This is a genomic window from Companilactobacillus musae, assembly GCF_003967595.1.
Lineage (GTDB): Bacteria > Bacillota > Bacilli > Lactobacillales > Lactobacillaceae > Companilactobacillus > Companilactobacillus musae.
Genome location: NZ_BIFW01000008.1, coordinates 18,370 through 39,607, shown reverse-complemented (window position 1 = coordinate 39,607; position 21,238 = coordinate 18,370). Strand labels below are relative to the sequence as shown.

General features: G+C 34.2%; 16 protein-coding genes. 15 read left to right on the top strand and 1 reads right to left on the bottom strand.

Annotation, left to right across the window (positions count from 1 at the left end):
* Positions 1 to 163: 163 nt before the first annotated feature.
* From LAB100_RS09125 to LAB100_RS09065, 13 genes are all read left to right on the top strand, one after another.
* Complete coding sequence (locus LAB100_RS09125; RefSeq protein ID WP_119327211.1) at positions 164 to 2,101, top strand: M13 family metallopeptidase; 1,938 nt, start codon at positions 164 to 166, stop codon at positions 2,099 to 2,101.
* 76 nt (positions 2,102 to 2,177) lie between these two features.
* A complete protein-coding gene (locus LAB100_RS09120; protein ID WP_246001324.1) occupies positions 2,178 to 4,127 on the top strand; it encodes a M13 family metallopeptidase in 1,950 nt (649 codons plus the stop codon).
* A 256-nt stretch (positions 4,128 to 4,383) separates the two neighbouring features.
* Positions 4,384 to 5,085, top strand: a complete 702-nt coding sequence (locus LAB100_RS09115) for an ABC transporter ATP-binding protein (protein WP_119327210.1) — start codon at positions 4,384 to 4,386, stop codon at positions 5,083 to 5,085.
* Between the two features lie 8 nt (positions 5,086 to 5,093).
* Positions 5,094 to 7,607, top strand: a complete 2,514-nt coding sequence (locus tag LAB100_RS09110) for an ABC transporter permease (RefSeq protein ID WP_119327209.1) — start codon at positions 5,094 to 5,096, stop codon at positions 7,605 to 7,607.
* 14 nt (positions 7,608 to 7,621) lie between these two features.
* The gene (locus LAB100_RS09105; protein WP_119327208.1) at positions 7,622 to 8,326 is read left to right on the top strand and encodes an SDR family oxidoreductase; all 705 of its coding nucleotides are present in this window, start codon (positions 7,622 to 7,624) and stop codon (positions 8,324 to 8,326) included.
* A gap of 43 nt (positions 8,327 to 8,369) precedes the next feature.
* Entirely contained in the window at positions 8,370 to 8,816 is a 447-nt protein-coding gene (locus LAB100_RS09100; protein WP_119327207.1) for a MerR family transcriptional regulator, read from the top strand.
* 713 nt (positions 8,817 to 9,529) lie between these two features.
* Positions 9,530 to 12,673: a LamG-like jellyroll fold domain-containing protein gene (locus LAB100_RS09095; RefSeq protein ID WP_246001322.1), complete on the top strand. Its 3,144-nt coding sequence runs from the start codon at positions 9,530 to 9,532 to the stop codon at positions 12,671 to 12,673.
* A 173-nt stretch (positions 12,674 to 12,846) separates the two neighbouring features.
* Positions 12,847 to 13,170 carry a carboxymuconolactone decarboxylase family protein gene (locus tag LAB100_RS09090; RefSeq protein ID WP_119327206.1) on the top strand — a complete coding sequence of 108 codons (324 nt, stop codon included), beginning with the start codon at positions 12,847 to 12,849 and terminating at the stop codon, positions 13,168 to 13,170.
* Positions 13,171 to 13,173: 3 nt separating this feature from the next.
* Positions 13,174 to 13,584 carry a cupin domain-containing protein gene (locus LAB100_RS09085; protein WP_119327205.1) on the top strand — a complete coding sequence of 137 codons (411 nt, stop codon included), beginning with the start codon at positions 13,174 to 13,176 and terminating at the stop codon, positions 13,582 to 13,584.
* Positions 13,585 to 13,790: 206 nt separating this feature from the next.
* The gene (locus LAB100_RS09080; RefSeq protein ID WP_119327204.1) at positions 13,791 to 14,879 is read left to right on the top strand and encodes an ABC transporter ATP-binding protein; all 1,089 of its coding nucleotides are present in this window, start codon (positions 13,791 to 13,793) and stop codon (positions 14,877 to 14,879) included.
* On the top strand, positions 14,872 to 15,813 hold the full coding sequence (locus LAB100_RS09075; protein WP_119327203.1) for a carbohydrate ABC transporter permease: 942 nt from the start codon (positions 14,872 to 14,874) through the stop codon (positions 15,811 to 15,813). The genes LAB100_RS09080 and LAB100_RS09075 overlap by 8 nt, the downstream gene beginning before the upstream one ends.
* Positions 15,813 to 16,643: a carbohydrate ABC transporter permease gene (locus LAB100_RS09070; RefSeq protein WP_119327202.1), complete on the top strand. Its 831-nt coding sequence runs from the start codon at positions 15,813 to 15,815 to the stop codon at positions 16,641 to 16,643. Before LAB100_RS09075 ends, LAB100_RS09070 begins: the two co-directional genes overlap by 1 nt.
* Positions 16,643 to 17,995: an ABC transporter substrate-binding protein gene (locus LAB100_RS09065; RefSeq protein WP_119327201.1), complete on the top strand. Its 1,353-nt coding sequence runs from the start codon at positions 16,643 to 16,645 to the stop codon at positions 17,993 to 17,995. The genes LAB100_RS09070 and LAB100_RS09065 overlap by 1 nt, the downstream gene beginning before the upstream one ends.
* A gap of 83 nt (positions 17,996 to 18,078) precedes the next feature.
* Here the strand turns inward: LAB100_RS09065 and LAB100_RS09060 are convergent, their stop codons facing one another.
* Positions 18,079 to 18,981: a DMT family transporter gene (locus LAB100_RS09060; RefSeq protein ID WP_119327200.1), complete on the bottom strand. Its 903-nt coding sequence runs from the start codon at positions 18,979 to 18,981 to the stop codon at positions 18,079 to 18,081.
* 119 nt (positions 18,982 to 19,100) lie between these two features.
* On the opposite strand from LAB100_RS09060, the gene LAB100_RS09055 reads away from it, so the two are divergent.
* Together LAB100_RS09055 and LAB100_RS09050 are read left to right on the top strand one after the other, a co-directional pair.
* Positions 19,101 to 19,997 carry an ABC transporter ATP-binding protein gene (locus tag LAB100_RS09055; RefSeq protein ID WP_119327199.1) on the top strand — a complete coding sequence of 299 codons (897 nt, stop codon included), beginning with the start codon at positions 19,101 to 19,103 and terminating at the stop codon, positions 19,995 to 19,997.
* A complete protein-coding gene (locus LAB100_RS09050) occupies positions 19,990 to 21,213 on the top strand; it encodes an ABC transporter permease (RefSeq protein ID WP_119327198.1) in 1,224 nt (407 codons plus the stop codon). Before LAB100_RS09055 ends, LAB100_RS09050 begins: the two co-directional genes overlap by 8 nt.
* The last annotated feature ends 25 nt before the right edge of the window (positions 21,214 to 21,238 follow it).

Sequence of the window (21,238 nt, the reverse complement as noted above, 5' to 3'; positions counted from 1 at the left end):
ATTTATATGATCAAAAGGATGAGACTTGTTGTTTCATTCTTTTTTTGTTTTTCAGAATATTAAAAGATTATACCCGAATGATAATAATCATAATTATTTGGATATAATATAAAGAGTGATATAGTAGTTTCTAAAATCTAAATGGCGGTGAATTATATTGTTAATGAGTAAAATTGTCGGTGGTGCTGGGGATATGATCAATGCTAAGCCTGCTGACTATAAAGATAATTTGTATTTGGCTGTTAACGGTGCTTGGCAAGAAAAGGCTGAAATTCCAGCCGACAAGTCACGTACTGGTGGTTTCATGGATCTCGATGAGGGTGTTGAAAAATCTTTGATGAAAGATTTTCATGAGTTTGCCAATAACGAAACTGAAATCAATGATGATTTGATGTTGCAAGCTGTAAAATTGTATCGTTTAGCTAACAACGTTGATCACTTGAGCAAGTTTCATCAACAACCAATTTTAAAAGATATGCAACGTATCAGTGATTTGGAAAGTTTAAAGGATTTAAGTGCTGAAATAGCTCAGTTATCTAAAGATGGTTTCCCACTTCCAATTGATATCGGCATCGAAGCTGATATGAAAGATACTGCCAAAAATGTTGTTTATGTCCAAGGCGCTGGTTTGATTTTGCCTGATAAATCATATTATGATGAAAAAAATGAATCTGGTAAGCAATTATTAGCTAAGTATGCTGAAATTGCTGGTCGTTTGTTATCAATGATCGGCTATAAACTAGATGAAGCCAAAGAAATTGTTGAACATGCTTTGGCATTTGATAAATCGCTTGTCCCAATCGTTAAGAGTTCTGAAGAATGGGCTGATTATACTAAGGTTTATAATCCAATGAAGTTCAGTGAATTTATTACTAAATCTGATAACTTAGATTTGAAGAGTTTAGTTGTTGATTTGATTAATGACACTCCTGAAAAAGTTATTATTGAAGAACCAAGATATTTGGATAATCTTAATCAATTAGTTAATGACGATACCTTTGAAAATATTAAAGCATGGATGATGGTTAAGTTTTTGACTAGCAATGCTTCGATTCTTGATGAAGAGTTCCGTCAAACAATTGGTGAATATAATTTAGCTTTGAGTGGTGCTAAGGAACTTAAGAATAGAACTAAGTATGCTTATAACTTTGCGGCAGGTATTTTTAGTCAAGTTGTTGGTACTTATTATGGTAAGAAGTACTTTGGTGAAAAGGCCAAAGAAGATGTTCGTAGCATGGTTAAGAAGATGATTTCCATTTATGAACAAAGACTTGCTAAGAATACTTGGTTAAGCGAAGATACTAAGAAAAAAGCTATTGTTAAATTAGATAAGATTGTCATCAAAGTCGGTTATCCAGACAAGATTGATGATATTTATAGCAAATTTGATATTAATGAAAATGATTCATTGTATGATAACGTTTCTCGTATTAGAAAAATCGTTACTCAAAATTCATTGGATCAATATCATAAGCCAGTTGATCGTACAAAATGGTTAATGCCAGGACATATGGTCAATGCTTGTTACGATCCATCAAGAAATGACATCACTTTCCCAGCTGCTATTTTGCAAGCTCCATTTTATAGTTTGGAACAAACAAGTAGTGAAAACTTCGGTGGTATTGGTGCTGTTATTGCTCATGAAATTTCTCATGCTTTTGATAACAATGGTGCCCAATTCGATGAATACGGTAATATGAATAATTGGTGGACTGAAGAAGATTACGCTAAATTCAAGGAACTTACTAAAAAGATGATTGAAGAATTTGATGGTATTCCTTATGCTGGTAGCAAGGTCAATGGTACTTTGGTTGTCAGTGAGAATGTTGCTGATGTCGGTGGACTTCGTTGTGCTTTAGAAGCCGCCAAACAAGATAGTGATTTTGATGTGAAGAAATTCTTCATCAACTGGGCTCGTGTTTGGAGAAATAAGTCAACTAAGCAATTAACTGAAATGTTCTTATCTATTGATGTTCATTCACCAGCTCCATTACGTGCTAATGTAATGGCTCAAAATATGGATGAATTCTATGATGCTTTCAATGTTACCGAAAAAGATAGTATGTGGTTAGCACCTGATAAACGTGTAAATATTTGGTAAAAAATTTAACGAGACTTCATCAATTTTCAATTGGTGGAGTTTTTTTTATTCTGAATCAGGACAGGATATTTAAAAAATGGCGGTGAAAAATTTGTTAATGAGAAAAATTGTCGGTGGTGCAGGTGATTTAGCAGTAGATACTAAGCCAACTGATTATAAAGATAATTTATATTTAGCAGTTAATGGAGCTTGGCAAGAAAAGGCTAAGATTCCGGCTGATAAATCTAGTGCTGGTGCATCGGTTGAATTAGAAATGAAGATTGAAAAAGATTTAATGAAAGAATTTCATGATTTTGCAGAAGATGAAAATAGTGTGAAATCAACTGAACTTTTGCAAGCAATCAAATTATATCAAGTTGTTTTGAAAGAGAATTCGGCTGAAAATGAATTACATCATGATTTACAAAAGATTGCTGATTTAAAAGACCTGAATGATTTGAATAAAAACTTGGCCATCTTAGATAAAAGTAATTTTGTTTTGCCAATTGATATTTATATTGATGCCGATATGAAAGATACAACTAAAAATGTCGTCTATGTTGAAGGCGCAGATTTGATCTTACCAGACAAGTTGTATTATGATTCTGAAAATATATCGGGTAAAAAATTATTAGCCAAGTATTCTCAAGTAGCTCAAATTTTGTTGGTCAAGTTAGGCTATGATGCAAAGCAAGCACAAACTCTAATAGAACAGACTTTGGAATTTGATAAATTATTGGTTCCTATTGTTAAAAGTTCTGAGGAATGGGCTGATTATACTAAGATATATAATCCATTATCTTTTGAAGATTTTGGCAAGAAGTCACGTAATTTAGATTTGAAGTCTTTAGTAACAGGTGAAATCAACGATATTCCTGAAAAAGTGATTATTGAACAACCCAGATATTTGAATAAAATTGATGAGTTGATCAATACAGAAAATTTTGAAAATATCAAGGCTTGGATGATAGTTCAGTATTTGATGGATAACGCTGAAATTGTAAGTGAAGATTTCCGTCAAATTTATGGTCAATATAAGTTAGCACGAAGTGGTGCAGCAGAATTGCCAAACAGAACTAAATTTGCCTATCATTTATCAGAAAATATGTTTGATGAAGTAATCGGTATTTATTACGGTAAAAAATATTTTGGTGAAACAGCTAAGGCTGATGTACGTCAGATGATTGAAAAGATGATAGCTATTTATGAACAAAGACTACAAGATAATGATTGGTTGAGTATAGAGACCAAGAAAAAGGCTATTATCAAATTAGAAAAAATTGTTATCAAAGTCGGTTATCCGGATAAAATTGAGAATATTTATCGAAAATTAAAAATTGATGAAAATAAATCGCTTTATGCAAATATGGTGAGATTAGGTCGAATAATTACGGCAGATTCTCTAGAGAATTATCATCGTCCAGTTGATCGTGATAAATGGTTAATGCCCGGACATATGGTCAATGCGTGTTATGATCCGTCAAGAAATGACATCACTTTTCCAGCCGCTATTTTACAAGCACCGTTTTATAGTTTGAAACAAACTAATAGTGAAAATTTTGGTGGTATTGGTGCCACAATTGCTCATGAAATATCACACGCTTTTGATAATAATGGAGCTCAATTTGATGAGCTAGGTAATATGCATGATTGGTGGACCCAAAATGATTATGCAAAATTTAAGCAATTGACTCAGGCAATGATCAATCAATTTGATGGAATTAAGTATGCCAATGGCAAAGTAAATGGAAAACTAGTTGTTAGTGAAAACATCGCTGATGTTGGTGGTATGCGTTGTGCAATTGAAGCCGCCAAATTAAGTGATCATTATTCATCACGTGAGTTCTTTATTCAATGGGCGAAGTCATGGCGTTATAAGGCAACAAAAGAATACAATGAAGATCTTTTAGCGACTGATGTTCACGCTCCACAACCATTGCGAGCTAATGTTATTTCTCAAGATATGGATGAGTTTTATCCAGCCTTTCAAGTGACAAAAAACGATGGCATGTGGCTAGAACCTGATAAACGAGTTAATATTTGGTAATTGTCATTCTTTGCAACAAATCTAATTGGACTAGAACCTAGTGAGTATTATTACTCCAGAATGGTTATGCAAAAAGAAACGGTATCTATTAAAGAGCATTCAAGGTATGTAAAAACCTGAATCTCTTAATAGATACCGTTTTTTTGTGATTTTTAATCAATCTGGTTAACATTTTTAAAATAATTTTCAGTTTTTTATCTTAATGATGTATTTGTTTTCCCTTATAATAAATAGTAATAAAGAAGGGTGAGGGAATATGGCGTATATCGAAGTAAGAAACGAATCCAAGCGTTATCAAATGGGAGAAACAACGATTTTTGCAAACAATAATCTCTCTTTTGATGTTGAACAGGGAAAACTAACAGTCATTTTGGGACCTAGTGGTGCTGGTAAATCAACAGTTTTGAATATCCTTGGCGGAATGGATACACCTAGTGATGGGCAAGTAATTATTGATGGTACCGATATTGCTAAATTCAATGAACGTGAATTAACTACTTATCGCCGTAATGATGTGGGATTTATCTTTCAATTTTATAATTTGATTCCAAATTTAACTACTAAAGAAAATGTTGAATTAGCTTCGGCAATTGTCAAAGGTGCTTTGGATGCAACTGAAACTTTGCGAGCAGTTGGTTTGGGTGACAGAATTGATAATTTTCCATCGCAGTTATCTGGTGGTGAGCAACAAAGAGTGGCTATTGCTAGAGCTTTGGCTAAAAATCCTAAATTATTACTTTGTGATGAACCGACTGGAGCTTTGGATTACGAAACAGGTAAGCAAGTTTTGACACTTTTACAAAATGCCAGTTATTTAAACAATAAGACGGTTGTAATCATTACTCATAACTCAGCACTAGCTAAAATGGCCGATCGAGTGATTAGAATTCATGATGCTAAGATCCAGTCGATTGAAGACAATCCATATCCTACTCCCGTTAAAGATATTGAATGGTAGGTGATTAGATGAATCCTCTGACAAAAAACATGTTGCAAGATATAAAAAAATCTAAGGGTCGTTTTATTGCCATCATTCTGATTATTATGTTAGGTGTTTTGATTTTCGTGGGGGTCAAAGCAGCTGGACCTAGTCTAAATGATTCTTTGAATAAAACGGTCGCTGATAAAAATTTATCAGATATTCAAGTGATTTCTTCGACTGGCTTTACGGAAACGGATTTAAAATTAGCACGTGAAGTCCCTGGGGCAAAGGTTGAAGCCACCAAAATGAAATATGTCATTGGTGGAAAGGACAAAGTTGCGGTTGCCTTATACGGCTATGATGACCAGGCAAAACAAAACCGATTGATTATGCGCAGTGGTCATCTACCTAGAAATAATAATGAGGTGGTTTTGGATAAAAATGCTAAATCAAAGTACGGTTATAAATTAGGTCAAAAATTTAAATTTGCTAAAAGTTCAAATTTAAACCGAAAGTCTTATAAAATTGTCGGTTTTGCTGATTCACCGCAATATATTGATAATCAATCACGTGGTTCAACTAATATTGCCGATGGTCAAGTGCAACTCTTTGCTTATGTACCAGATGAGCAGTTGGATATGTCGGTTGGTTCTGTTTTAAATTTACATTTCAATTCTTTAAAAAATAAGAATACTTTTAGTAAAACGTACAAAGATGCTGTTAATAAAAAACTTAAGATATTGAAGAAAAAATTTGCCAATCGTGGTGAACAGCGGACGGCTGAATTAGTCAATCCAGAGTTAGATTCACAACAAACCATGCTGGATCAGATGAAACAAGTATCTCCTGAGGAAGCCATTCAGCAACAGACACAGTTGAACTCGGCTAAGGTTAAATTGTTAAAGAAAGCAAAGACAACTTATACTTGGCAAACTCGAGAAGATTTACCAGGCTTCTCGGCATATGGAGAAAGTTCTGATCGAATTGCGGCAATTGCTAATGTCTTTCCAGTCTTCTTCTTTTTAATTGCTGCTTTAATTACTTTTACGACCATAACTAGAATGGTGGAAGAAGCTAGAAGTGAAATTGGAACATTTAAGGCTTTAGGCTACACTAAATGGGAAATTTCTCGTAATTATTATTACTATGCCATTTCTGCTGGAGTTATTGGGGCAATTTTAGGGGCAATTATTGGTAATGAAACTTTGCCGAGAATCGTTTTGGCATTATATAAACAATATATTGCATTGGATTGGGTTGTTAGTTTGCAATGGATCGTTATTTTAATTGCTCTATTCATCTCGTTACTGGCGACATTAGGGGCAGCTATCATTGTAATCCGTAAAGAGTTGGTAGAAGGGCCAGCTGCCTTGATGCGTCCTAAGTCACCTAAATCAGCTAAAAAGATTCTTTTGGAAAGAATTAAACCTCTATGGAATCATTTAAGTTTTAATAGTAAAGTCAGTTATCGTAATTTATTTAGATTTAAATCACGGATGTTTATGACTATTATCGGTATTGCTGGTGGGACAGCCTTGATCTTAACTGGGTTTGGAATTCAGAATTCAATTGCTGCCAGTGGTAATCGGCAGTATTCTGAAATATTTAATTATCAAGCGGTTGTGAAGTTAAATGATGATACTAATGTCACTAAAGTACGTAATATTTTAAATCAAGATACCCGATATAAAAGTAGTACCCAGATCAATTCCACTACTGCCAAGCTCAAGACTAACGGTAAACAAGTTAACGATGTGAATGTTTATACACCGAGTTCTGTGAAGAATTTTGATAAATATGTTCATTTAGGTTCTGATTTAAATAAGCAAAAGGTGATCTTATCTAAAAAGACTGCGCAGTTGTTAAATGTTAAGAAAGATGATTCCATCAAAGTTACATTAACTAGTGGTAAAAAAATCACTTTAAAAGTAGGAGCTATTTCAGATAATTTCATTGGACACTTCTTGTATCTAAGTCCAAAAATGTATCGCCAAAAAATAGGTACAGCAACTAATAATACTTTATTATTACATCTAAAATCTCAAACAAAAGCTCAAAGAAAGCAATTGGCTAACAAGTTACTAGATTCCGGAGAAGTTATGGGAACTAGTTATACGCATGACGTTTTGAGTACAGTATCCAAAATGTCTTCCTCATTAAAACCAATCATTTTGATTTTTGTCCTATTGTCCGGTATTCTTTCATTTGTTGTTTTATATAATCTAACTAACATTAACGTTTCTGAAAGAATTCGAGAATTGTCAACGATCAAGGTTTTAGGATTTTATAATAATGAGGTGACGATGTATATCGTTCGCGAAAATATTATTTTGACGATTATTGGAATTATTGTCGGTTATGGAGTCGGTAATTTATTGACGGCTTATATTTTAAATCAAGCGGCGACTGAACAAGTTATCTTCCCATTGACTATTAATTGGTTTGGATACCTAGTTGCAACCTTGTTGATGATAATTTTCACCGCTATTGTTATGCTAGTTACGCATAAAAAATTACAGCACATCGATATGATCGGTGCATTAAAATCTAATGAATGATTGAGGGTAGTAGTATGAGTTTGGAAAACGATAAAGTTCTTGTAATTGGAGGAACTTCTGGTTTTGGTAAGGAAGTTGCCATTATGGCCCAACATAAAAAAGCCGAAGTTTATGTCGTTGGTCGTGATCAAGAACGTGTTAACAAATTACGTTATGATGATAATATCCAGGGAAGTTCATTAGATGCCCAAGATGAAAAACAACTTCAACGTTTCTTTGAAAAGTATGGTTCCTTTGATCATATTGTTTCAATGTTAGGTGGTGCCATGGGTGGCGGATTTCTAGACAGTCCAGTAAGTGAAATTCGTGAAGCAATTGAAGATAAATTTTTTGCTAATTTACAATTAGTTCAGATTGCTAGTAAGCATTTGAAAGAGAATGGTTCGATTATTTTGACCTCTGGATCGGGTGGTCATCCTTATGATGCTTCTGGAGCTATCATTGGTAATCAAGCTATTAATACAATGGTAGAGGGTGTCGCCGTAGAGCTGGCACCACATTATCGTATTAATGCCGTTTCACCAACGTGGACCCCAACCGGTCTTTGGAGGGGAATGGATTCAAAACAATTGGCTCAACAAAAGACTAATGTTGCCGAAAATGTTCCCTTAGGTAGAGTCGCCAAAATTGCTGAAGTCGCTTCAGGCTATATTTACTTGATGGAGAATGACTTTATTACTGGACAAGTTCTAAATGTTGACGGTGGTGTCGATTTATAGAAGATGCTATACTTGAAGTCGACTTTAAGTAGAGGTGAAATAAATGCCTGTAGAAATTGAGAAAAGATATCGTATTGGTGATTTTTCGGAGTTAGTTGGCTTGAATAGTCCAACTCTTCGGTACTATGAAAAAGAAGGCTTGATCAAGCCACATCGGACTAATAGTGGAGTTCGTTATTATACTGAACAAGATGCTAGATGGGTTCGCTTCTTATTACATTTGAAAAGCACTGGAATGACAATTGAACAGTTGAAAAGATACGTTAAATTACGTGCTGAAGGTGATTCAACGATTAATCAAAGAGTTGAGTTATTAGAGGAAGTTCGCCGTAATTTTGAAGTTGAATTTCAACAGTTACAAGATAGTTGGACTGTTTTGAATGACAAACTCGATTGGTATAAAGGCAAACAAAAAGGAAAAATTGACGACAGTGAGCAATTTTCCGATTATTTACAGAATCTTGATCATGGTTATTTAGAAGAAAGATAAATGATATTCAGATTTCAAAAGAGCTAGTATGCAGATTATAAAAATTTGCATACTAGCTCTTTTTTTGATGATAAATTCTATTTATTATTTTTCGTGTACATATCGAAATATTGTTTGTTTATATAAGTTATCAATATTATTTTTCTAAATGATTACTATTGCAGATTTTGTTACTTGATATATGAATTATGTTATTCGTTTTCATTTTTTGAAAATAGGCAACTTTAAAAATTTCTGTATTAAGGTTTTACTTTTTAAAAAAATATTTGTTTTTTTGATTTATACATTTTACTAAAATTTAAATTTTTAATGCTGTATATACCAATGATAAACTAAATTTATTCAAAAATTTAGGAGGAAATATGACAAAATAATTTAATTGAAACGCTCTACTTAAAATTGCTATTTAACTAGTGGCAAGGATTTTTACGCTTTATATGTGGCTTAAGTGCAATAACGATAGTGATTATCGACTTATATAAGATTTAAAACAGTAAAAATCAAATATTAGATCAAATTAATGTTTGAAAATTCAAAAGAAATATTTTGATTGAAAAATAGATCATAAAAGTTATGTATTATACTCAAAAATAACTAACAAATGTTACAAAATATACTTAAAGATTCTACTGATATTGCAGAGTATGTAATTTATAAATGGATTATACATTGTACTAATTAAATATAATAAAAAATTTGGAGAGATTATTTTTATGAAACCTCGCATTTTAACGACCTTATTAATTTGTTCAGCGACTTTGACAACAACAGCAACTCCGGCTATTGCCGCAGTAACTCCTGCATCCAAAGCAACCGTACAAGTTCCAGCCGCTAGTGCTGTCTCATCTTCAACGATTTCCCAAGAAAATTCAATAGCACCAGAAACTGACAATGTTATACCAAAGGCATTGATTAATCTAGGTGTAGGGTCAGATAATCAATTGGCTGATAAGAGTGGTCAAACTATATGGCAAAAATCTGGAAAGCCAGGAGTTGCTAGAGATACTGAAATGAATGGTGCCGTTCTTAATTTTGACGGTGATTCAGCTTTTTATACTACTTTGACTGATGATCAATTAGGACAATTAAAAGATGGACTAACGATTGAGGCATATTTTAAGTATGATCCTAGTGCTGATTTTAATGGTGAGCATGAGATTTTTTCTAGTCAAGAAAGTGGGGGCTTTGGTCTAGGGGTTCAAAATGGCAAAGTTGTTTTCTACGCCAATGACGGTAGCGGTTATAAACGACCCTCTGGCGATTTAAAAGCTGGCATATGGGTTCATGCTGTTGGAGTTATTGACAAGAACAAGACTGCTAGTTTGTATTTGGACGGTAAGTTGGCTCAATCTGTAAAAATGCCGGGGGATTTGCAGTTCGCAAGAAATACTAAAGATCTTGTTTTAGGTGGAGATGCCAAACCTGATTCTCATGTTCAATCACAAATGACGGGTAAAATTAAATCAGCCAGATTATACAGTCAAACATTAAATGCAGATCAAGTTGCTAAATTAAGTGAAGATGCACATAAGGATCAACGTGCACATATTCCGGTCGATCAAACGGTGGGAACAGAATTAGTTGGTCCTAAGCAAATTTCCGCTGGTGCGGTATATGGTCTAAACGTACATGCTCGACAATTAAAAGTTGGTGATTCTGAAACCTTATCTTTTGATGTTGTCTTTAATCCAGACAAGTTCTATTATGTCGATTCGGAACGTATGCTTGGTGGTGATAAAACAACTGTCAATCAAGTTGAAAATGGGCGATTACGAATTACAACTTCTGCTGGATTATCTAATGCAGAATTCATAGAATATGCTAAAACACGTTTAGCACATATTAATTTACGTGCTAAAAAAGATGCTTCAGGTAAATCTGATATCCAATTTGAACAGGTTGCTAAAAAGGGAACAATTCAATTAGGCTCACCATTAACTGTGAATATTCAAGCAAAAAATCCTTTAGATTATAACGGTGATGGAATCGTTGGAGCCGGTGATGTTGCTTTAGCGCCTGCAGATAAGAAAGCAGAAGTAGCAGCCAAAGCTGAAATCAAACCATATAAGCATGTTATTGTATTAACCACTGATGGAGGTGGAAATCCTTGGAATCCAGAAGGAATTTATTATGCTAAGGGAACTGGTATGCCCGCATGGACTACAGATCATAATTTAATGCAAAAACGTAAAAACACGTATACGATGGACTTGTTTAATAAGCAATTTGCTATGAGTACAACTGCTCATTCAGTAATGCCAGCAATCTCAGCTCAAAACTATATTTCAATGTTACATGGTCGACCATGGGAAACTTTACCAAAAGAATATCAAGGTACAAACGGTACAATGGGGCAACATTATTTTGCCGATTTTGGAAAAGATAAACAGTTATATCCTTCTGTTTTCAAAGTATTGCAAAAGAATAACCCTACTCAAAAAGCAGCAGTCTTTTCTGAATGGGGGCCAATTGTTAATGCAATTGTTGAGCCCGATGCCGCCGTTAAAACTAAACAATCAGATTCTTTGAAATCATTCGATGACGTAGCAGATTATATTGGAACAGATGATTTCCAAAACACAGCCATGGTTTACATGCAAAGTGATTATATGGATGGACAAGGTCATGGCAATGGTTGGTATAACGATAATTACTGGAATCAATATGCCCAATATGATGGTTTATTCAAAAAAGTGATGGATAAGTTAGAATCCACGGGGCATATTCATGATACTTTAGTAATTGCTAATGCCGATCATGGTGGTGCAGGTACAAATCATGGTCCAAATGATGAACCCGACAGCAATATTTTTATAGCCTTGGGTGGTGAAACGGTTGATAGTGGTCGTCGTTTACATGGTGGTAGTAATTCTGATATTACAGCCTTGGTATTGAATGCTCTACAAGTTCCACGTGCTTCACATATGTTCAATAGTAATGTCTTTGATAATTCTGCTTTCTTAAGTCAAGGAGAGTTGGCTGGAAAGAAGCGTAATGTTGAAACTGTTAAGTTAGGCTATAAAGGTGATACGGTTAAACTTGGATTAACGAACTTGAAGAAAACAAGAAGACTTAATGCAGTAGATATGCAAATTGATTTAGCTGGTCGTAATGTTAATAGTATTCAAACTGTTGATGGGGTTAAAGTTTTACGTCAAAAAATTGAAAATGGTATCTTGAAGCTAACAGTAAGTATTGATCGTCAGCCCGTTGAAGGTCAAACAACTGACAGTTTAGCAACAATCAAATTAAGTTCTGTAGCTAACAGAAATGCTGGGAAAATAGCCATTAAACAAGCAATGGCCGGAACAACAGATGGAACAGAAGTTTTAGTTGACTTAGATAACGGTGATGCTAATAACATTAATAGACCATCTACATCAAAACCTTTAGAACCATCAAAGCCTTCAAAACCATCAAAACCAGTTGATAATGGTTCAAATTCAGATTCAGTTGTTAATGTTGAGAAGGTTATTTCCTTACATGAATCACAAAAAGAAATTCCATTGTACACATCTGATTTGAAAAAGATCTCAAATAAAGCATTATCAGGTGGAAGCGATTGGTTTAGTGACAAAACTATGACCAAGGATGGTATTAAATATTATCGTGTTGCCTCAAACGAATGGGTAAATGAAAAAGATGCATATGAGTATACTAATATTTCAAGTGTTTTAACTACTCCAAAAGATAAAATTACTTTCCTAGTAAAATCAAATGGAGAAAAAATAACTAATCGTGCATTAGCACCAAGCACACCTTGGGCAACGGATCGTGTAGTTAATATTAAAGGAAAAATCTATTATAGAGTTGCAACAAATGAATTTGTTCTAAGCGATACAGTACATATTAATTAAGTTACTTTTATAAAATAATAATTTTAATTCAAAAAATTCTTTTATGATTGTCGGATGAAATGATATAAATTTGTCTGATAGTTATGGAAGAATTTTTTTATTTTCTTCTTGACTTAAAGTCGACTTTAAGTTGTTTAATATATTTATCGACTTGATACGAGGAGGAATTGATTATGGCAGAAAAACAAACAGCCGGACATGATATGTTAGGAGATTTTGCTCCACAATTTGCTGAATTAAATGATGATGTATTATTTGGAGAAGTATGGAGTAAGGAAAATGAACTTTCAGCGCATGATCGTTCTCTAATTACAATTGCAAGTATTATTTCAGCTGGTAATACAGAGCAACTAGACGCTCACTTAAAGATTGGTAAAAAGAATGGTATTACTAAAAATGAAATCGTAGCAGAAATTACTCATTTAGCATTTTATGCAGGTTGGCCAAAGGCTTGGAGTGCATTCAATCGTGCTAAGGAAATTTGGAAGGAAGATTAATTTATGGCAAAAAATGAAGAATTAAGAACAAATGGTGTTTTCCCAGTTGGGGATAAGAATGAAGCATATGCAAAATATTTTATCGGACAAAGTTATCTTAATAGCTTAGTAAGTCCAGAGGATAATATTGATTTTGGAGTTGGAAATGTAACTTTTGAACCTGGTTGTCGTAATGACTGGCATATTCATCATGATGGATTTCAAATTTTATTGGTTACTGGTGGCGAAGGTTGGTATCAAGAATGGGGCAAACCTGCTCAATTGTTGAAACAAGGTGATGTTGTAGTAATTAAAGAAGGCGTTAAGCATTGGCATGGAGCAACTAAAGATAGTTGGTTTAGCCATGTTGCTATTACTAAAGGAACATCAGAGTGGCTTGAGAAAGTTACTGACGAAGAATACAACAAGTTATAATTAAAAGATTAGTTTTCAATTTTAATAAAAAATACCCTTTTAGCAGATAAATCATACGTAATTTGTATGACATATCCCTAATAAGGGTATTTTTTTGTTTTGGATATAAGTCCTTATAACTTTACATTATCTTTACAGTAAATAGATTAGATATATACATTCTGATTTCATAATATAACCAATGACTTATTTGGAGGGATTAGATAATGTCTACAGTTTTAACAAATGTTTCAAAACGATATGATTCGGATAAAACAGTTTTGAGTGATGTTTCAGCCGAAATTCAAACGGGAGAATTCTTCGTAATTGTTGGTCCGTCTGGATGTGGGAAGAGTACCTTGTTACGTATGATTGCTGGTTTAACACAAATCAGTGATGGTGAGATCAGTATTAATGACAAAGTTGTTAATGATATGGCGCCAAAAGATCGTAATTTAACCATGGTATTTCAAAGTTACGCTTTGTTCCCATTCTTGAGTGTTTGGGATAATGTGGCTTTTGGATTAAAGGCTAGAAAAAATACTTCACAATCTGAAATTGAAGAACGTGTCAATGATGCCTTGAAAATGGTTAATTTGGAAGAACTAAAAGACAGAAAGCCCCGTGAACTTTCAGGTGGTCAAAGACAACGTGTAGCCTTGGCTCGTGCGGTTGCCAGTGATGCCAAAATTTGTTTAATGGACGAACCCTTGTCAAATTTAGATGCACAATTACGTATTAAAATGCGTCAAGAAATTTATGCTTTGCAAAGAAAACTTGGTTTAACTTTGATCTATGTTACTCATGATCAAGTGGAAGCTATGACTATGGCTGACCATATTATGGTCTTGCATGATTCAAAGGTTCAACAAATTGGAACACCTACAGAAATCTACAAACATCCTGCAAATGAATTTGTAGCTAGTTTCTTCGGAGTTCCACCGATTAATATTTTGCCAGCTACTAAGGATACTGGTAATTTGATTGAAGTTAATAATGATTTCAAAATGGAAGTTGATCAACAAGTTCCTAACGATCATTTCCAAGTAGGAATAAGACCTAATGAATTAGTAATCGAGGCGGCTGATGAATTAGATGCTAATGCTTCTATCAAAACCATTGAGTTCTTAGGTGATGAGAAAATCGTCTACATTAAGATGGCTCATAATAATGTAGAAGTTGCTGCTATTGTTGCTAGTGACTCTGAATTCAAGGCATATGACACTATTAAAGTTACTGCTAAAAACAACTACTTAGTATTCAATAGTGATGGTGTCAATATTACTAAAAGTGTGGAGGACGTAGTCAATGCTTAAAACTTCTACAACTGACGTTGTTCCTGAAAAGAAGATTAAAGCAAAGCAACGCCAAGGATTCAAATTAAATGCTAAAGATAAGTATTTTGCTTCACTCTTTTTAGGTCCATCATTGTTGATTTTAGGATTATTTGTTTTTTATCCAATGTTCAAAACCCTTTATATCAGTATGTTTCTAACTAATACGTTGGGTAAAACGACGGTTTATGTCGGCTTAGAAAATTATGTTAAATTGATGTCCTCACCAGATTTTATCTCTAGTCTTTGGGTCACGTTTGTTTACGTGATTGCAGTAACAGTTTTGACTATTACTTTAGGATTGTTACTAGCTAATTTAGCTAGCCAAAAATTGCCGGGAATGGGAATTTTTAGAACACTTTATTCAGTAACAATGGGTGTTTCAGTTGCCGTGGCTGCCATCTTTTGGCTCTTTATCTTTAATCCATCAACTGGGTTCTTCGCTCTTTTAAGTAACTGGCTAAACTTACCAGTCGTCAATTGGTTAACTAGTCCAACAAATGCTATGTGGGCAGTTATCATTACTACCGTTTGGATGCATTTAGGATTTACGTTCTTAATTCTTTTGGGAGCTATTGAATCTGTTCCTAGTACACTTTATGAAGCAGCTGACGTTGAAGGTGCTTCATCAAGATTTCAATTTTTCCATATTACTATTCCAATGATCTCACCAACACTATTCTTTGTTTCAACGATTACAATTATTGATGCATTCAAGAGTTTTGGATTGATTGATCTTATAACAAAAGGTGGACCAACTAATGCTACAAATATGTTAGTTTACCGTATTTATAAAGATGCCTTTTATAGTGGTAATTATGCAAAATCAAGTGCAGAAGCAATTATTCTTACTGTTATCATTGCCTTCTTTACTTTGTTGCAATTTAAATTCTTAGAGAAAAAGGTGAACTACTAATGGCGAGTTTTGACGAGAAAGCAGTTTTAAAGAAAGTTTTCAATTATATTTTGTTGATTGCCTTAGCAGTTGTTATTCTGGCGCCATTCTTTATTGGTATTTGGACAAGCTTTTTACCAACAATGGATATTGCTAAAGGAAATCTTTTTAGTACTAATCTATCACTGGATAATTATGCGGCAGCTTTCACTAAGACACCGATTTTAAGATATCTGCTTAATACCTTGGTAATTTCTACGATTACTATGATTGCTCAATTAATTTTTTGTTCGATGAGTGCTTATGCATTTGTTTTTCTTAAGTTTAAGTTTAGAAAGACTATTTTCACACTATTCTTAGTTACTATGATGCTTCCATTTGAAGCTGAAATCATCCCTAATTTTGCGACTGTTAAGCAAATGGGGTTACTTGATAACTACGCAGTTTTGATTATTCCATTTTTAACTTCAGCTTTTGGTACTTTCATGCTTCGCCAGTCATTTATGCAAACACCAATTGAATTAAAGGAAGCTTCAGATATTGAAGGTTTGAATCATTTCCAATTCTATTGGAACATTGTTTTGTCATATAACAAGATTAGTATGATTACTTTAGGTGCATATAGTTTCTTGGGTTCATGGAATCAATATTTATGGCCAATGTTGACTACTTTCAGTAACAATTCACGTGTTATCCAAAATGGTTTGAAGCAATTACAATCTGAGGAAACCTTTAATGACTGGGGTATGATTCAGGCCAGTGCGGCTATTATTGTTATTCCGACAATTATTGTTTTATTCATTGGTCAACATTACTTCAAGTCAGGTATGAATGAGGGGGCCGTTAAATAATGTCGAAATACAAAAAACTTACTTTACCATTAATTTTAATTTTAGGTATCGTTTTTGTAGCAGTCTTTGGAAAAGCTTTATCTGCCAAATCAGCTGTCAAAGATAATAGAACACCGATTGTTTTTTGGCACGAAATGGGTGGACCTTCAGAACAAGCCTTGGAACAAGTTGTTGACGGATTCAATAAGTCACAAAATAAGTACAAAGTAATTCCCAAGTACCAAGGTACTTATGACGAAGCAATTCAAAAGATTTTACAAACTCATAATACAAGTACTTCACCAGCCGTTTTCCAAGCATTTGATATTTCTACAGCTCAAATGTTGCATAGTGGTTATACGACACCAGTTCAAAACTTTATAGATGAAGATAATTATGACGTCAGCAAGATCTCACCGGTTGCTAGAGCCTTTTATTCTAATGACGGCAAGCAACAAGCAATGCCATTCAATACTTCTCAACCAGTCTTGTATTACAATGCAAGTTTGTTGAAGAAGTACAATATTACACCACCTCCAGTATCACCTTCATACAGTGATATTACCCGTGTGGCTAAAGAGTTATATGAGAAATCAGGACACAAGACTAAAGGAATGACTATTCAAGTTTATGGTTGGTTCTTAGAACAAGCCTTGGCTAATGCCGGAGCTCAACTTGCCAATCAAAATGATGGTCATACAGGTAATCCAACTCAGGTTAAGATCAATAATCCAGATACAGTTGAGTTTTTGAATTGGATCAAGGAAAATATCAAGTCTGGTGATTTCATTGATTATGGTTCTGGTGCCAGCGCTGGTGCCAATCAAACAGCCGGGTTCTTATCTGACAAAGTGGGTATCTTTATTCAATCGTCAGCAAGTATCGGTCAGTTAACACAAAATAATAAGAATAAATTGGGAATCACTTACTTCCCACATCCAGATGATAAAAAGGCCAACGGTGTTGCAATCGGTGGGGCAGCTCTTTGGATCTCCAATGATAAGCCAAAGAATGTTCAACGTGGAGCTTTTGAGTTCATCAAATATACTTTGAAACCAGAAGTTCAAGCACAATGGCAAAAATCAACTGGGTATTTAGCATTAAATAAGGATTCACAAAAGACAAAGATTTTAAAGGACCTTTATGCTAAAAGTCCAGAGTCAAAAGTTCCAGGACAACAATTAGCGACAGCAAAACCTAATTATTCTAATTCTGGTATTTTGATGGAAGGTATGCAGCTAACTCGTCAACTTGAAGAAGTGGCAATGGAAACTGTTTATAACGGTGGTGATATTAATCAAGCATTGAATACTGCTGATAAGAATATCAATGATAATTTAATGCAACTGAATAAGGCCAATGGTTATAAATAAAATTTAATGCAATAAGAAATAGCATATATTAAGAGGCTCGGGAAATATCTCGAATACTTAATATACGCTATTTTTTAGTATATTTATCTTTTTAGATTAAATAAATTAGGTGGCAGTGCTTGTAAGAATGTTATCCCTAGAATTAAAAGAGCCCCAGCTAATTCGGCACCGCTGACTTTGGTGTTTAAAACAGTTACAGCTAGAACAGTAGCTGTCAGTGGTTCAAAGGCACTTAACATTCCAGTAGTTGAAGGTGTTAAGTAGTTAAGACTTTGTAGGTAAAAGAGATAAGAAAACATTGTTCCACCAGTAACGATAAAAATAATACAGATCCAAGCAATTCCAGTTAGTTGTGGCATATGGTTTAGCCCTGCAAATGGAGCGAAGACGATGCCACCCAAAAGCATCGACCAGCCAGTAACTATTCTGGCATCAAAACGTTTTAAAAGTTCCCGTGGTAAAAGAGTGTAAGATGCCTGACTAATTCCAGCACCTACGCCCCAAAAAATTGCTGCTGGAGAAAGCATTAATTGATTGAGATGTCCGTGGGTGACTAGAAGAAAAGTTCCTAAGATGGCTAAAACAATTGAAATCATATCGATTCGGCGTGGTAATTGTAACTTTCGTAATGATAAGTACAGAATAATAAAAAGTGGTCCTAAAAATTGTAAAACTGTAGCCGTGGGTGCATTTCCATACTTGATTGCCATAAAGTAGGTGAACTGCGCCGGTAACATCCCCAAAAGTCCAAAAGCCAATAATTGCACAACGTAGCGTGGCTTTTTTAAGATAGCAAATAATTCTTTAGAATCCACAAAATAGCACCAAATAACCAGCATTAACCCCGCAAAAATCAAACGAATCCCTACGATCCATTGTGTTGGGATACTTTCTTGCGTGAACAAGTACTGAGCAATACTACCAGAAAATCCCCACAGTACTGGTCCAGCGATAGCGTAAAAGAATCCCTTTTGTTTATCAGTCATGTAAATCCCCCTAAATCATGTTAAATCTCATGCTAACACAAATATATTTATTACCAACCTACGCCAGCAAAAAAATTAGCTATTCTGTATAATCAGATTTATATAGGAGGAGAAGAAAAATGCTTAAAATCCAGAATATTAGTAAAAATTTCGGTGATTTAAAAGCATTAAATGACGTATCTTTTGATGTTTCTGATGGTCAAATCCTTGGTTTGATTGGCCAAAATGGTGCCGGTAAGTCGACTACTTTTCACAGTATTTTGAACTTTCTAAACTATCAAGGAACTATAACTTGGAATGACCAACCGATAACTGAAACAGTTTTCGATGAAATTGGTTATTTGCCAGAAGAACGTAGTTTGATGCCTAAGTTAACGATTGAACAACAGATTATTTATTTAGCACGATTAAAAAATAAATCCGCCAAAGAGATTCGTCCGCAGATCGAAACTTGGTTGAAGCGCTTTGCGGTCAAAGGGACAAAGAAAGATAAAATCAAAGATCTTTCCAAAGGTAATCAACAAAAGGTTCAGCTGATCTGTACTCTAATTCACAATCCTAAATTATTGATTCTTGATGAGCCTTTTAGTGGCTTAGATCCGGTTAATGCGGATCTTTTGAAGCAGGCAATTTTAACTGCTAAAAAACAAGGTGCTGCTATTATATTTTCCAGTCATGATATGGAAAATGTTGAAGAATTGTGCGATAAACTTGTGATGTTGCGTAATGGAAAAGTTGTTTTAAATGGAGCAGTTCAAGAAATTCGTGACTCCTTTGGGAAAACGATGATTTATGTAACAACAGATCAAAGTATTGATAAACTAGCTACCTTGCCACACGTTGTAGCTGCCAAACCGTTAGAATCGCGTCGATATGTTTTGTATCTAGATAAAGAAGAAGCAGGACGTGATGTCTTTGATGAATTGACACATGGGCAATATATTGAAGAATTCAGTCAACAACCACCGACTTTGAATGAAATTTTCAGAAGAAAAGCGGGTGAAAAAGATGAATAAACTATGGATCGTTACATTAGAAACCTTTTTACGCCAAGTTAAATCTTGGAGTTTTGTCATGTTAGTCTTTGGTCCATTTCTAATGTTTGGAATTACTATTGGTGCAGGTTATTTAGGTGCCTCAAATACTGAGAATAATTCTGAAATAGCAGTAATCAGTCAAAATTCACAATTGCGTAACAGCTATCTAAAGGCTAATAAAACTGATGTTAATACTGCTATTACTGATCAAACTAAGGCAAAAAAACAATTGAATAAGGGAAAGATTGCTGGTTATTTAACTTTAAAGAGCGATAATCAGAAGATTTCAGCACAGTACGTAGGAACAAGTTCTTTAGATTCATCAATGAAGTCTAAAATCAATATCTTCCTAAATACTCAACAACAACAGCTGAATTTAGCTAATGCTCAGTTATCAGCAACTCAGATTCAGGCCTTACAGCAACAACCTAAGTTAACAGAAAATGTTCAAAAGAAAACTGGAACGGCTCATACAGCCAAAATTATTTCCTTTTGGATCACGGTCGTCATGGTTTATATAATTTTGATTACCTACACTACTATCACAGCTCAAGAAATTGCTTCCGAAAAGGGAACTAAGATAATGGAAATTATCTTTTCCAGTACCACAGCACTCAAGTATTTCTTAGGTAAAATTTTCGGAGTTCTTTTAGTTATTTTGGCACAGATTTTAGTTTACCTAATTGGAGGTTTTGGAGGATATCTCTTCATTGAGAATTCTTCATTGACCAAATCGTTTGTGAGCCAGTATCAATCATTGATCACTTCAGTTTTACGGAATTTACTAAGTGTCAATTTGATATATCTTCTATTGGGAGTGGTGATTTATACAGTCTTGGCAGCTTTCTGTGGTGCGTTAGTGGCCAAAGTAGAAGATGCGTCAAAGGCTGCACAGCCGGCTATTATGTTAAATCTAGTGGCATTTTTTATTACATTTCCATTCCAAAGTAATGTTGATTCAATCGTAGTTAAAACTTTGTCATATGTTCCTTTCTTCTCTTCATATTTCATGCCACTACGTTTGATAAATAACAATGCTAGTGGTGTAGAAGTAGCCATTTCTTTGATTGTTTTGTTAGTAAGCATTATTTTACTAACAGTTTATATTGGAAAAATCTATCAAGGATTGATGCTTCAAACAGATGATTCTAGTTTTTGGAAAAGATTCAAACGTGGTATTTCTTATAATAAATAATCAAAAAGGCGACCTACTTAATTAA